This window comes from Streptomyces sp. NPDC001634 (genome assembly GCF_040298185.1).
Taxonomy (GTDB): Bacteria; Actinomycetota; Actinomycetes; order Streptomycetales; family Streptomycetaceae; genus Streptomyces.
On record NZ_JBEOZU010000101.1, the window covers coordinates 16,137 to 30,213 of the forward strand.

The window sequence follows — 14,077 nt, forward strand, 5'->3', positions numbered from 1 at the left end:
AGCAGCTATAACCACCGAAAGCGGAATTGAGCAGTAGGCCGTCCGGAGGCATCCGGATGGTGATCCGACGGATCGCCACGGACGATGGTGCTCGAGCCCCCGGCGCAGCGCCAGGTCTCATGGCTCCGCTGCGGGATCGGATGTCCGACGACGACACCGCGCGGAAGTGCCGCAGGAAGCCAGCCGGGGGGCGTCAGACGGCGCTTCACCCGTGCAGTGCCCCCAGTGATGGTCGAAGGAGACACCCCGTGGGTCCTGACGTACGCCGGTGCCGACCGGAGGGACTCTTCCCGGCTTGCTTCGAGTGTGTCTCCGGTCGCGGTCGCAGTCGGCACGGCCGACATATCACGCACTGCCTGCGGCGTCAGGAGGTGATCACATGACGACTCCCCCGGGGTCCGGCGCCGGCTCGCGCTTTCGGACGCTACAGGTCGCGTCAAGTGCCAGACGCTCACCGGCGGCCATGGTGTTGATCCTGCTGGTCCTCCTACCGACGGCGCTGCTGCTGGGTTGGTGGGGCATCGAAGACCTCAGCGGGGCCCTGACCTATACCGGGCGCATCACCGGCGCCATCCTCGTCCTGGTCTCGGCCCTCTCGTTTTTGGGCGCTGCCGCAGTTGTGGACCACTGGTTCCGGAACAGCTTCCCCTACTCCGGGATGGTCGCGCTGATCGGCACGGTCGCGGCATTGTTGACCAACACCATGCTCCTGCTCGAGACATTCAGGGACGGCGATTCCACGCTTTACCAGGTGCTGTGGAGCCTGCTCACGGCGGGTTCCCTATGGGCTGTCATCACGGTGTGGCGGACATCGGTCATGATCCCTGCTCCGAAGCGGGTGGCCGCGGCACTGATCGTCTCCTCGGGTCTGGCGATGGCCAATTTCGGCTACGAGCACCTCTACCAGCCGTACCAGCGCGGAGCCAGGCCTCTCATCAGTTTGGCTGTGGGGAAGCCTGTGCTGAGTCAGGACCGCAATAAATTCTCCGTTCCGGTCGACATCAAGCTCGAGAACCCCAGCGATACGGGCTTCTATGTGCTCGGTGCCGAGTTCCACGCCATGGGGGAGCAGGTGCCGCTGACCGCGAAGGATCGGCTCCGCCAGCAGTGGCGTACCGATGCCGCGCAGCAGCGTGAATTCCGGGAGAGAAGCCCGCTCTCCCGCCGGGAGATCCACGAGCCCGGCCAATTGGTGACGGCGCAGCCATGGATGGATGCCGGATACTGGATCGAGGCACGAGACGCGTTCGTCACTCGAACGGTTGTACAACTGCCCATTGGCACGCCTTACGACGATTTGGCGTTCTATGCCACCGCGAGCTTTGCCCGCAAGGACCGGATCGGTCTGGAGCATTTCGGTCCGATCAGGTACTCCTGGCTTGGCGGCAAGTTGCCCCCGTGGATGCAAACGAAGAACAATGACATCGATGCCGTCATTTACCACAGCAGGGTGCGCGAAAACAACTCGATCGACGATCATACGAGAGACCCCCGCTACCTCACTGTCTATTGGCAGTTCGGCACGCATGGCGCAGGCGTGGATTGGACCATCACGCGAAAGGGCGAGGAAGACCGCGTAATCCCTGGTGCGGAAACGCTGCTGAGCCGGTACGGCATCGTCGACGCCCAAGCAGGCCCGATCGAACGAACGCTCTGGGACATCAAGAGCCAGCGATGACGGGCATGTCCGGACCGGGCGCGCTGGAGCGCCGCTCCAATCGCTCCAGCCACACCACGAGGGCGAGAGAGCTGTTCATACGATCCCAGGAGTAGGAGTCCCCAATGCCGAGCTGTGCCTCCCTCACCGCCCGGCACAGCATCTCGACGTCGAACATCTCCGCAATCAGCGGGTGCCTGGCCGAACGGCAGAGGTCGATGAGTTCGTCGCCGTGCATTCGCAGGCCGCGGGCGTAGAGCTGGTTGAAGGGGATCTTGACCGCTCGGCTGCGGATCCTGGATGGGAGCAGATCCGCCATGGCCTCGCGCAGAACCGCCTTGGAACGGCCCGGATGGAACGTGGCTTCGGCGGGGAGGCCGCGCATCGTGGCGACGACCTCCGGGTCGAGGAAGGGGTGCGAGAGGAAGAATCCGTCCTGCCGTGCGCGGCGCCAGGACAGCGGATCGGGAGCGGCGACGTAATTGGCCACGTCGTACAGGGACTGCTCCGGCCTGCGCCCGAACATGAAGCGGCTCTCCGCGATACCGGCCTCACGGAAGCCGTGAGCCCGCGCAAATCCGGGTCGCAGCCATCGGGGGCGGGCGAAGTTGCCGAGGCCGCCGAGGACAGTTCCGCGGCGGCGGAGCGCTGTGATCCGCTCGGCTGCCAGCGGAACAGCCGGCCGCACTACGCAGGCGGAGATGACGTCCCACAAGCCCCGCTCGCTGCCCGCGGCCCAGGCGCGTGCCTGCTTCGTCATCTGCCGGAGCTGTCCTGTGCGCGCCAGCCTGTGCAAGTGAAAGGGGTTGGCGTCAGCGATCGGATCCGCCCCGCAGCCGGTCATGAGGGTGTCACAGCCCAGTTCCGCAGCAGCGCTGTGAAGTCTGCTCCAGAACGGGGCGCGGAAGGCGTGCGCATGAGGCTCGTCCGCGTCTCCCGCGTGGTGCTGGAAGTCGTCGAAGTCGGCCACGTCGTCAGCATCGACGATCACGGGGCGGGCTGCGGGTGCATGACGGCGGATCTCCTCCATCGCCTCGTCGAGGTACGGCTGCTCTCCAGCCAGTTCTCCCGTGCCGAAGCGCCCGGCGAGCAGGACGAGGTCTCCCGGGTGGCTCTGTCCTGAGCCCAGCAGACGTGCCGCGAGCAGCGCGACGCTGGTGGAGTCGGTGCCGCCCGAGACATGGCATGCCGTCATCCTGCCCATACGACGCCCGACAGCGTGCTCCAGTGCCAGGCGCAGGTCCTTGGCGGCCTTCCTGAGGTCGGGCCCGTCCGCGCTCGGTACCGGCGGTTCTTGAGCCTGACGGTCGCGTTGCAGCACCCGACCGCGTATCTGCCCGGTGATCGAAAGTTCCACCACCTCGCCGCCGAGGATCCGGTGTACCCCGGTGAAAGGGGTGAGTTCCGAGTGCGGTTGTGCCATGTTCCCGGTCAGGTACCGGCAGAAATAGCGGCGTTCTGGCTCTGCTCCGCCGCCCAGGCGGCGCGCCGAGGTACTGACCGCGCTCACACGGCCACCGGACTCCCTGAAGAACAGGGGGATGCGCGCATACTCGTCCCGCATCAGCAGGATGCGGTCGCGGCACACCAGGACAGCCGCATAGTCGCCGGTCGGCAGGCGCGGTGCGGTTCCCGGTCGACCGAATTCGTCGAGGAGGCTGCGAGCCCCCGCAACGCGGCCTCCGACCGAACCGACCCAGCCGACGACCACCGCGGTGCCGGCCGGTGAGGAGACCGTTGTCACCAGTCCCTGCCGCGCCATGGCCTCGGCTGCCCAGAGCCTCGGTGCGCCCCCGGACCACTCGAGGCGGAGCGCTTCCACGTCACTGCCCTCCCCCGTTGATCGAGAGAACCGGGGTGAACACGTGCCCGCACGGATCGGCGTCGGGGATGCACAGGCCCGCCGAGGACGTCCAGGCGTGCAAGGCGAACGGGTGCTCGCGCACACCGACGTGAAGCACGGCCTTCAGACCACTACGCCGTAGCAGGACGAAAGCCGTCACGGCCTCGGCCTTGCAGTCGTCGTTGACCAACCAGCTTCTGCGGCTGTGTGACTGCACTGTTCGTTTGAGCCGTGCCACGACCTCCGCGGAGGGTGGGTCGGCACGGGCGTAATCCGGGGCTGCCAGGGACAGGAGCCGCAGGACGCGCCCGAATCCCATGGTCCGGATCAGCAGGTGCACTCCGCGCAGCCAGAGCCCGACCTCGACATCCGAATGCTCCTTTCGGCGGGCCGTCGCACACCCGGCACGAATGAGGCCGGTGACGAGTTCGGCGCGTTCCTCAGAGCTTCCGCCGGCGAACTTCTGAATGTCCGCCGGCGCCATTCCGAGAAAGCGCGTCCGCTTCCAGTCCGCAATCAGCGCTCCGCCGGCCATCCTGGTGACGCGGCAGTGCGGTGACAGGATTCGCGTCATTGCTACCAGGGCGTCGACGTCATCTGCCACCGCAAATCCTCCGAGGTCGGCCTGCCGAAGCAACTCTGCGGCAGGCCCGATTCGACTTGTGGACGGTGTCAGGACATGGATCCGTGACCGGACAAATATCCGTGACCGTCGTAGTGGCCGCCGCTGAAACCCCGGATCAGACGGCCGTTGCCGAGAAGGCCAAGCCCATGCGGCATACGGCGTCGCAGCAGTCGGAGAAACATCGCCTACCTCCTGTATCAGGCAGCGTTGATCAATCCCAGGCTACTCCGGCCCGGATGCCCCGCAAGCCGGACCGCCGGTCCCCGCGCCGTGAGGCACGAGCGGTTCGCCGGACGGCCTTACCGTCATTCCGTCACCATGCGTCTGCCCTCACCGTCGAATCGTGAAGGGACACTACCCATCCTGTCCGCCGAACGGGGCACGTCCGATGGACGCGGAGACCCCGAGCTGTCCGCAAAAGGTGCCGTCCAGCGACTTGACGAATACGTTCCTCCCCCGACATGCCGAGGCGTGTGCCAGGCACCGATCCAGCGCGCCAGGATGATCCGGCACCGCAGGTCGAGTTGCGTCGGCCGCCATGGCGTGGTCCTGTGGGAGAAGGTATAGCGGTGGACCGAATTTCAGGCCCAGAGTCTGGCACGAGAGAGCTCCAGCCAGTACCGCGCATTGGTCCTTGCGCAGAAGCCATAGTCAGGATCGTCCCTCGCCGCTCCTTCGCGTCCCGCTTCGACGGGTGTGGTGCGCGTAGTCAGGCGCTTCCGCGGAGGCTGTCGATTTCGGATGTGGCGAGGCGCCGGGGGCCGCTGGTACGAGGCTCTTCGCGGGACAGCATCCCCATTCGTACGACCATCGCACGATCGGTGTAACCGATGGCTAAGAAATCACTGGTTCCTCTCAACGGCAGCGAACGCAAGGCGATTTCAGATGCGCGCCATGTCGACGAGGTGGACGACGCCCAGCAGATTGACATCACCCTGGTCCTGAAGCGCCGGGAAGAAATCCCCAAAAGCCTGGTTGAAGGACCCGACACCGTCACGAGCACGCAACTCGCCGAGCGCTACGGGGCGGATCCCCACGACATCGACCTCATACGCCGCACAGCGCAAGACCGCGGACTGACCGTTCTGCAGGCGGACCGGGCATCACGCCGGGTCGAGATCACCGGGCCCCTTGGCCGACTGCGGACCGTAGTGGATCCCGGACGGCTCACCTGGGTCAGGAGCACGGATCCCGTCACCGGCAAGGCGACCGAACACCGCCAACGGGAAGGCGCTCTGCGGATCCTCCCCGAGTGGAAGGGCATCGTGAGCGCGGTGCTCGGCTTCGACGATCGCCCTCAGGCGCGCCCACACCTGCACCGTAGAGACGCTGGGAGCGTGGGGATCTCTTATTCGCCTGTCGAACTGGGCGAGCTCTACGATTTCCCGCTGTGGACCGACGGCAGCGGTCGAACAATAGCCCTTGTGGAACTCGGGGGCGGCTTCGACCAGGAGAACCTGATGAGCTACTTCGCCGAGCTCGGAGTGCCGACTCGACCGAGCGTGACCGCCGTCGGCGTGGGCCACGGGCAGAACGCACCCGACGGACGGCCGGACGGCGACGACGGCGAGGTCCAGCTTGACATCGAGGTGGCCGGTGCCCTGGCACCCGGAGCCCAGCAGATCGTCTACTTCGGCGAGAACAACGACAAGGGCTTCGTCGACGCTGTGAGCGCTGCAGTGTACGCCGAGCCTCCACCAACCGCCCTCAGCATCAGTTGGGGCAAGCGGGAGGACGCCTGGTCGCCCCAGGCCCGTGACGCGATGGATACCGTGTTCGCGGACGCGGCGGCGCTCGGGGTGACCGTGTGCGTGGCCGCGGGCGATCACGGGGCGAGCGACGGGGTGCCCGACGGCAGGCCGCACCCCGACTTCCCCGCCACCAGCCCCCACGCGCTCGCCTGTGGTGGTACCCGGCTGGAAGCCGACCCCCAAACCGGCACGATCGAATCGGAGACCGTGTGGAACAACGGCCAGGGCTGGGCCAGTGGGGGCGGCTACAGCACCGCATTCGAGCAGCCGTTCTGGCAGGCGTCTGCGGGCAACCCCGATGGCGTGACCGGCATGCGTGGCATACCGGATGTGGCCGGTGACGCGGACGGCGACACCGGATACGAGGTGCGGATCGACGGGGAGGACACGTCCGTCGGCGGCACCAGTGCAGTGGCTCCGCTGTGGGCCGCTCTGGTCGCCCGGCTCTCCCAATCGGCAAACCGGCCCCTCGGCCTCCTGCAGCCACAGCTGTACGCCGGCATCGCCCCCGGGCAGGCCGTCCCCGGCTTCCGGGATATCACCGAGGGCGACATCGGCGACTACGGGGCGGCGCCCGGCTGGGACGCGTGCACCGGCCTCGGCGTCCCCATCGGCACCGAGTTGATGACTCGGGTGTAGACGCGTGGACCACTGACGAGGGGCACAGGAGCGGCCCGCGGTCCCACGGGGCGTGTACGCGGCGGCGGAACCGGGAAGGCTGCGACGCGCAAGCCCCCGGGAGAAGTCCGTCCCGGGGGGCTCATACTGTCAGGCGTAGGTCCAGCGCCACGCGTTCGAGCGGTAGTTGCACTTGATGCTCGCACCGGCTGCATCGGTCGTGACAGCACCATGGTCGCTGCTTCGGCAGAACTGGCCCGCTTCGTAGCAGTTACCCGAGTTGGACACGATCGAGCACGTTCCGGTGTCGCTGTTCCCGCTGTTGCTCGATCCGGCGGCCTGCGCAGCCTCGGTGACGGTGACGGTCGGGCCCGGCGTCTTCACCGTCTTCGTCTTGATGACCGTAGGCGCGGGTGAGGCCTTCGGCGTCTCGGTCACGGTCGCCGTAGCCGTGACAGTTGCCGTCGGCGCGGCTTTCGTCTCAGCCGCGGGCTCGCTGCCCCCGGTACTGGCAATGAGTGCGCCGAGCGTGAACAGCGAGAGGCCCCCGAACCAGACTCTCTTGCGCTTGTACAGCGGACGGCTATCGGGCCGGCCCGGTGCGGGCGGCATCGTGGACAGGTTGTTCATGTCGTCCCCCCTGAGGTGTTTCTGGCGGGATGACGGTAGTGCCCTGTGTACGCCATGTGGCAGAGGTGTGAAGAGGGCGTGATCACCCTGTGACCGAGGATGCCTCCCCCGCGCTGCTCAAGCGGCAGCCCTTCCAGTGAAGGCGCACCCATGGCGCCCCGGGCCGGAGCATTGCCCTCCGGGGCCAACTATGCCTCGCGGGCAGGGGTCCCGCGGCAGAGTGCCTCTCTCTCGGGGCGGTTGGGAACCCTCCCTGGCGAAGACATTCGCCTTGAGGAGGAAGACCTCGACGCCGGCCGGCAAGCCCCGACCGCAGCGCCCGCCGATCCTCAAGACCGGTCGGATCGTGAACCCGGCTGCGGGAGCTGCACGAGCCGGGCGACGATCCTGCATACGAGCGGTTCCGGCCTCGGAGGTGTTGTTCCTCGTGCTGGACATGCACACGCGTGGGCCGGGAAGCTGAAGCAGCCAAGGGACAGCCCGGTCAGCGTGGTCGGTGAGGCCGCGGTGCTGCGCGCGACGTTGTGGCAGTACCTGCGCGCTCGGGCCGACGCCGGGCAGTTTACAGCGATCGAGGATCAGCCACGGGCCTGGAGCTTGGCGTAGATGTTGCGGACTTGGGTGTTGACCGTGTTCACCGAGACAGACAGTTCACTGGCAATCTGCGGTCTGGACAGGTTGGTGGGGAGATATCGCAGTATCTTGAGCTCGCCGGGGCTGAGCTGCTCCGTGGGACGCGTCGCGAGCCGGTCTGCCGGGGTCAGGGAAGGGCCATTCACCACGTCGAGGATGTCGGTCAGCAGGGCGGCGTGCGCTGATCGACAGCGGCAGGGCGCGGTTGCGGCCGGCGGTGCCTGTCCGGCTTCCGCCCCTGCCCCCCGTGCCCGGCCGGGGCTTCAGTTCGTGAGGTTCCCCCGAGGCGCGGAGGACCTCGGAACCCTCGTACCGGCCACCCCCTGACCGAATGTGAGCAGCCCCGCCGCCCCCGTCATCGTCACCCGAACGTGCGGCCACCGCGCCGACGCACACCCGCCGTCACGCACCGACCTCCCCGATCCGCGGCCCGTCCGCCCCGACGCACCGCGACACCGCCTCAGCCGTGGCGAGGACCTGGGGCAGCAGCCTCGTCGGCTGCAGGTTGTCGAGGGGTGCCACCGCCGCCACGGCGGCGATCACGGCACCGCGGCAGTCGCGCACGGGGGCCGCGATGCCGCCCCGGCCCTCGACCAGCGAGCTGCGGACGACCACGTAACCCTCCCGTCTGACGTTGGTCAGGCAGCGTCTGAGTGCGGCGCCGTCCGTGATCGTGGCAGGGGTGTAAGCGCGCAGCGGTCCCGCACAGACCTCCTTTTGTACGACCTTGCTCGCGTGGGCGAGAAGCACCAGGCCCACCGCCGTGGCGTGTAACGGCAATCGCGCGCCGGCGTCACCGCAACGCGTCATGAGATCCCTGTCGTTGGACAGGAGGGACAGGCAGATGCTGTCGGACCCGTCACGGATCGCGAGCGTGGCCGCGGCGGAGGTGTGCCGCTGCAGTTCGACCAGGTGCGGTTGCGCGGCCTCGATCAGCTTGGCTTGCGGTGCCAGGACGGCCGTCTCCCACAGACGCAGTCCGATGCTGTAGCCGCCGTCGGGGCACCGCTCCAGGGCTCCCCAGCCGTGCAGCTTGTTGACGATGCGGTGAACCGTGGCGACAGGCAGCCCGGAACGCCGGCTGATGTCGCTGAGGGTCAGGGTCCGGTTGTCCCGGTTGAAGGTGCCCAGGATGCTGAGCGTTCTGTCGACGACCGAGCGCTCCGGGGCGCCGGAGTAAGGGGTGGTCATCCCGTCAGATTCCCTTCACCTGCATGTCACGGATGGATCGAGTCATGCATGCACCAGAAGCAATCCGGTCAGGCGGCCGTCTCCATCATCGAACAGGCAAGTGGCCGAAGGAGGGTGGTTACCAAAACACAGCTGGTCGATTTCACATCGTTACCGAGCCCCGCCCCCTCCTCGGCCCCTTGGCCCCCTCGGCCCTCCGGCCCGTCCGCCGCGCCGGTCTCCCGTATTGCCGACGGGGTCGGCTGAGCCACCGTCAGATTCGGCCACCGAGTCAACGGCTTCGGAACGCCCTCACACCCCCGTGAACTCACGCGAGAACGCGCACGTGGATACGGCATCCGGCCCCTTCCTGCGCGAGGCAAGGCCCTGCCGGGTCAGCCCCAAGTCGCCGCGCACGAAAGGCACTTCACCTTCCGGTAACGTAAGCGCCCCACCGGCCCGCGCCCGTAATCCGGATTTCTTTCCACTCTCTGGAAGAGCGGTTGTTCGGGGATCCGAAAGGTGGCAAGACTGTGCCCTGCGTGCTTCGGGCGGCCACTCCGAAGGACCGACTGACGTGCGGGCCCGCATGTCTGAACCATTGAGTACGGACCTGACCACCGTCGGCTTACCCAAGAGTCAGCTTACCGATGAGTTAGCTTACTGACGAGTTGTTCTTCTGTTATCGGCGATGAAGCCGCAAAAGAAGAGCACTTCTCAAATCAGCGGGCCTTCCCCCACGGCCCAAGCGGCCCGACTTCCTGCGAGCAATAGCTGTCCCCGCCGCACCGACCGGGCGAATACCCGGTCGGCCGAGAAGTCATGCCGCGAAACAGCGCCGACGATTTTCTGCCACCCGCCGTACCGTTCCCCGCCGGGACGGCGTACGCATTCACGATCCGCTCGCGCCTCCGGATGCGCCCGGAGCTGCGCCCCAAGGAAGGACGACGCACCATGGCCGTAGTGACCGCTCATGAGGCCGAGGACTGGCTGATCGAGAAGATCGCCCATCGCCTGGGCGTGACCACCGGCGAGGTCTCGCGGGAGGTGTACTTCGACGAGTTGGACCTCGACTCGACCGAGGCGCTCATCCTCGCCGGCGAGATGGAGAACTGGCTCGGTTTCGAGCTCAGCACGACGACCCTGTGGTACCACCCGACGGTCAAGGACCTGGCCGCCTACATAGCCGAGGAGAGCGCCCAGCGTGCGGCCGCGTGACGTACGGCCCCCGGTCGCGCACCCGTTCCGCACGGCCGCACCCGGTGGTCGGACGGTCTGCGTCGTCCATCCCGGCGCGCTCGCGGCCCAGGTCTACCGGGGTCTCGCCGACGCGCTGCCTGAGGGCGACGGGCTGACCGTTTTGGATCTGGGAGCAGTGCCCGAGTACGCGGAGGCGGCGCTGACCGGCGGCAGGGCCGCGACCACCGTGGAGGCGCTGGCCGGCCGGCTGCTCGGAGCGATGGAGCCGGTGCGCGGTGCGTACACCCTCGCCGGATGGTCCTTCGGCGGTGTGCTCGCCCACGCCCTGATACACGCCATGCCCGCTTCGCGGCGCCCCGAGCGCCTGGTGCTCCTCGACAGCATCGCGCCCGTCGAGGAGTACAAGCAGCCGGACGACGCGCTCGAACCCGATCTGCTGCTGGACTGGTTCACCATGTATCTGGGGGCGAAGCGGGGACGGGCCATCGAGGTCCCGTCGGGCGGGCTCGCCGGGCAGGGGGTCGACGACGGGCTCCCCGTGGTGCTCGACGCGGCGGTCGCCGCCGGGGCCCTGCTTTCGGACACGCCACTGCCTGGACTGCGGAAGCTCTACGACACCTACGTGGACGGGCTGTTGCGCAACAACCGTCTGACGGCTCCGCACCGGCCGGAGCCCGCCCCACTCCCCCTTGTGCTGGTGAAGGCCGAGCGGAGCCTGATCCCGGGCGACGACACGCTCGGCTGGTCGCCGCTCGCCCCGCAGGGGCTGACGGTGCTCGGTTGCCCCGGTGACCACTACACGATGCTCAGCCGACCCGACTCGCTCGACGTCATCACACCGCTGCTGAACGGTTCCTGACAATCCATCAGCTCAACCCTCTTCGTACTGACAACCCTTGCGTGTCACCCGCAGGGCCACTGACCGACCGGGCCTCACCCGGCCTCGCCGTCCGACCAAGAGAGCCTCGCCGTGAACGCTTCGCACCCTTCCGACCTCGACCGCCGGCTCGCCCGGGATCCCATCGCCATCATCGGGCTGTCCGCCCTGTACCCCAAGTCGCGCGACCTGCGCGAGTTCTGGGCGAACGTCGTCTCCGCCGCCGACTGCATCGAGGACGTCCCCGCGACCCACTGGGACGTGTCGGAGCACTACGACGCCGACCCGACCGCGCCCGACAAGACGTACTCAAGGCGCGGCGGCTTCATCCCGACCGTCCCCTTCAACCCGCTCGAGTTCGGGCTGCCGCCGAACACCCTCGAAGTCACCGACGTGCTGCAGCTGCTGAGCCTCGTGGTGGCCCGTGACCTGCTGAAGGACGCGGGCGCCGAACAGGGGTGGTATGACGCCTCCCGCACCGGCGTCGTCCTCGGCGTGACCGGCGCCAACCAGCTCACCCAGCCGCTGTCCGCCCGGCTCCAGACGCCCGTGCTCAAGGAGGTCGTCCGCTCCTGCGGGCTGTCGCAGCGGGACGCGGAGGAGATCGCGGAGAAGTTCAAACTGGCCTTCGCGCCCTGGGAGGAGAACTCCTTCCCCGGCATGCTGGGCAACGTCGTCGCCGGCCGCATCGCCAACCGCCTCGACCTGGGCGGCACCAACATGACGATCGACGCGGCCTGCGCCAGCTCGCTCGGCGCGGTGAAGGCCGCGGTCAGTGAACTGCTGGAGCGGCGTTCGGACATGATGCTGGTGGGCGGCTGCGACGCCGAGAACACCATCTTCATGTACCTGTGCTTCAGCAAGACGCCGGCCTTCTCGAAATCCGGCCGTATCCGCCCGTTCGCCGAGAACGCTGACGGCACCCTCATCGGCGAGGGCATCGGCATGCTGGCGCTGCGCCGGCTCTCCGACGCCGAGCGCGACGGCAACCGGATCTACGCGGTGATCCGCGGCATAGGTTCCTCCAGCGACGGCCGCTTCAAGTCCATCTACGCCCCGCGCAAGGAGGGGCAGATGGCGGCGCTGCGCCGGGCGTACGAGGATGCGGACGTCTCCCCGGACACGATCGAGCTGTTCGAGGCGCACGGCACGGGAACCGCGGTCGGCGAGGCGACCGAGCTGTCCGCGCTGACGGCGGTGGTGTCGGAGTTCACCGAGGAACGGCAGTTCGGCGCGGTCGGCAGCGTGAAGTCGCAGATCGGCCACACCAAGGCGGCCGCGGGCGCGGCCGGGATGATCAAGCTGGCGCTGGCCCTGCACCACAGGCTGCTGCCGCCCACGATCAACGTGGACAAGCCGAACCCCGCGATCGACTGGGAGAAGAGCCCGTTCTACGTCAGCACGCGCACCCGCCCGTGGATCCGCGATCCGCGCCGCCCCGAGCGCCGGGCGGCCGTGTCGTCGTTCGGCTTCGGCGGCACCAACTTCCATGTGGTGCTGGAGGAGCACGGCGACGGCGACGACCTGCGGGTCATGTTCCCGGTGAGCCGGATCCATCTCTGGCATGAACCTGACATGAACGCCCTGGTGCGGGCGCTGGACGAAGGGGCGGAGCCGAAGACCACCCCCGCTCCGGCCGGTCACCCCCGGCTCGCCCTGGTCGCCCGCACCGACGCCGAGCTCGCCGAGCTGCGTGCCCTCGCCGTGGCCGAGCTGCACGCCAAGCCCTCGGCCGAGTCCTGGTCGCATCCCAAGGGCGTCCACTTCCGCCGCGCGGCGGCGCCCCTCGGCAAGGTGGCCGGGCTCTTCGCCGGGCAGGGCAGCCAGTACGTGGAGCCGGGCCGTGGAGCGTTGCTCGCGCTGCCCCCGCTGCGGGCGGCCTTCGACCGGGCGAACGCGGCTTTCGGGGACCATGAGCGCCCGCTGTCCCGGGTCGCGTTTCCGCCGCCCGCGTTCGACGAGGTGACGCGCACCGCCCAGGAGACCGAGCTGCGCCGCACCGAGTACGCCCAGCCCGCCATCGGCGCCCTGGCGGCCGGCCAGTACCGCTATCTGACCGAACTCGGCTTCGACGCCGACGGGTTCCTCGGGCACAGCTTCGGGGAGCTGGCCGCGCTGTGGGCCGCCGGAGCCCTCGCCGACGACACCTACTTCGCGCTGGCCCGGGCCCGCGGCGCGGCGATGGCTCCGCCCGCCGAGGCCGACTTCGATCCCGGCGCCATGGCCGCCGTCACCGCCTCCGAGGAGCAGGTGGCACAGTTGCTCGCCGCCCACCCCGAGCTGATCGTCTGCAACCGCAATGCGCCGGACCAGATCGTGGCCGGTGGCGCCACGGACGCCGTGGAGCGGTTCGTGGCGGCGGCGGGCGCGGCCGGCGTCCGGGCGCTGCGGCTGCCGGTGTCCGCGGCCTTCCACACGCCGTTCGTGGCGCACGCCGTCGAGGCGTTCGGCCGCCGGGTCGCCGAGGCCGAGATACACGAACCGCGCCGGCCGGTGTTCGCCAACGCGCCGGGCGCCGCCTACGGCGAGGACGTCGAGGCGAACCGGCGCACGCTTGTCGACCAGCTGATCCAGCCCGTCGAGTTCGCCGACCGGGTCGAGGAGATGTACGCGGCGGGCTTCCGTACGTACGTCGAGTTCGGTCCGAAGGGCGTGCTCACCCGGCTGGTCGACCGCATCCTCGGCGAGCGCGAGCACTTCGCGGTGCAGCTCGACCCGGGCAGCAGCGGCGACGCCGACCTCACCCTCAAGCGGGCCGTGGCCCAACTGGCCGTCCTCGGCCTGCCGCTCGCGACACGCGATCGTTATGTGGCGGAGCCGCCGGCCGTGGAGCCCGTCAAGGGCATGACGGTGCCGCTCAACGGCATCAACCACGTGCCCGACGCCCGGAAGGCGGCGTACCGGGAGGCCTTGGAGAACGGATACCGGGTGAGCCTCGCGGGCACCCGGGAGACGCTCCCGGCCGCCCACGAACCGGCAGCGGCCACCGGGAACACCAGGACCGCGCCGACCACCCTCGCCGCGCAGCCCAACGGCACCGCGCACTCCGCCGAGGCCGCCCCCCGGCCGGCCG

10 protein-coding genes are annotated in these 14,077 nt (G+C 68.7%); 5 read left to right on the forward strand and 5 right to left on the reverse strand.

The window, feature by feature from the left end; genetic code table 11:
• The first annotated feature begins 379 nt into the window (after positions 1 to 379).
• Positions 380 to 1,678, forward strand: a complete 1,299-nt coding sequence (locus ABT186_RS40700; RefSeq protein WP_351233156.1) for a hypothetical protein — start codon at positions 380 to 382, stop codon at positions 1,676 to 1,678.
• On the opposite strand, the gene ABT186_RS40705 is transcribed toward ABT186_RS40700, so the two are convergent.
• Together ABT186_RS40705 and ABT186_RS40710 are read right to left on the reverse strand one after the other, a co-directional pair.
• Complete coding sequence (locus ABT186_RS40705) at positions 1,662 to 3,479, reverse strand: asparagine synthase-related protein (RefSeq protein ID WP_351929381.1); 1,818 nt, start codon at positions 3,477 to 3,479, stop codon at positions 1,662 to 1,664. The two genes, ABT186_RS40700 and ABT186_RS40705, sit on opposite strands and share 17 nt — an antisense overlap.
• A gap of 1 nt (position 3,480) precedes the next feature.
• Positions 3,481 to 4,104, reverse strand: coding sequence for a lasso peptide biosynthesis B2 protein (locus ABT186_RS40710; RefSeq protein ID WP_351929383.1), 624 nt, complete (start codon positions 4,102 to 4,104; stop codon positions 3,481 to 3,483).
• An 851-nt stretch (positions 4,105 to 4,955) separates the two neighbouring features.
• On the opposite strand from ABT186_RS40710, the gene ABT186_RS40715 reads away from it, so the two are divergent.
• Positions 4,956 to 6,515 carry a S53 family peptidase gene (locus tag ABT186_RS40715; RefSeq protein ID WP_351233150.1) on the forward strand — a complete coding sequence of 520 codons (1,560 nt, stop codon included), beginning with the start codon at positions 4,956 to 4,958 and terminating at the stop codon, positions 6,513 to 6,515.
• Positions 6,516 to 6,644: 129 nt separating this feature from the next.
• Here ABT186_RS40715 and ABT186_RS40720 read toward each other — a convergent pair whose 3' ends face one another.
• The 3 genes from ABT186_RS40720 to ABT186_RS40730 all read right to left on the reverse strand — a co-directional run bounded on the left by ABT186_RS40720 (position 6,645) and on the right by ABT186_RS40730 (position 8,948).
• The gene (locus ABT186_RS40720; RefSeq protein ID WP_351929385.1) at positions 6,645 to 7,124 is read right to left on the reverse strand and encodes a hypothetical protein; all 480 of its coding nucleotides are present in this window, start codon (positions 7,122 to 7,124) and stop codon (positions 6,645 to 6,647) included.
• A gap of 578 nt (positions 7,125 to 7,702) precedes the next feature.
• The gene (locus ABT186_RS40725) at positions 7,703 to 7,903 is read right to left on the reverse strand and encodes a helix-turn-helix transcriptional regulator (protein ID WP_351929387.1); all 201 of its coding nucleotides are present in this window, start codon (positions 7,901 to 7,903) and stop codon (positions 7,703 to 7,705) included.
• A gap of 256 nt (positions 7,904 to 8,159) precedes the next feature.
• Positions 8,160 to 8,948, reverse strand: a complete 789-nt coding sequence (locus ABT186_RS40730) for an IclR family transcriptional regulator (RefSeq protein WP_351929389.1) — start codon at positions 8,946 to 8,948, stop codon at positions 8,160 to 8,162.
• Between the two features lie 933 nt (positions 8,949 to 9,881).
• Between ABT186_RS40730 and ABT186_RS40735 the strand changes: the two genes are divergently transcribed.
• The 3 genes from ABT186_RS40735 to ABT186_RS40745 form a co-directional block, all read left to right on the forward strand.
• A complete protein-coding gene (locus ABT186_RS40735; protein WP_351233143.1) occupies positions 9,882 to 10,145 on the forward strand; it encodes an acyl carrier protein in 264 nt (87 codons plus the stop codon).
• A complete protein-coding gene (locus ABT186_RS40740; protein WP_351233141.1) occupies positions 10,132 to 10,986 on the forward strand; it encodes a thioesterase domain-containing protein in 855 nt (284 codons plus the stop codon). The genes ABT186_RS40735 and ABT186_RS40740 overlap by 14 nt, the downstream gene beginning before the upstream one ends.
• 111 nt (positions 10,987 to 11,097) lie before the next feature.
• The coding region (locus ABT186_RS40745; RefSeq protein ID WP_351929391.1) for a beta-ketoacyl synthase N-terminal-like domain-containing protein at positions 11,098 to 14,077 on the forward strand (2,980 nt) is incomplete at its 3' end.

Bases quoted from the DNA above. Each gene is read 5' to 3' on its own strand.
- ABT186_RS40700 (WP_351233156.1), top strand. From the start codon at position 380: ATGACGACTCCCCCGGGGTCCGGCGCCGGCTCGCGCTTTCGGACGCTA.
- ABT186_RS40715 (WP_351233150.1), top strand. From the start codon at position 4,956: ATGGCTAAGAAATCACTGGTTCCTCTCAACGGCAGCGAACGCAAGGCG.
- ABT186_RS40720 (WP_351929385.1), bottom strand. From the start codon at position 7,124: ATGAACAACCTGTCCACGATGCCGCCCGCACCGGGCCGGCCCGATAGC.
- ABT186_RS40730 (WP_351929389.1), bottom strand. From the start codon at position 8,948: ATGACCACCCCTTACTCCGGCGCCCCGGAGCGCTCGGTCGTCGACAGA.
- ABT186_RS40735 (WP_351233143.1), top strand. From the start codon at position 9,882: ATGGCCGTAGTGACCGCTCATGAGGCCGAGGACTGGCTGATCGAGAAG.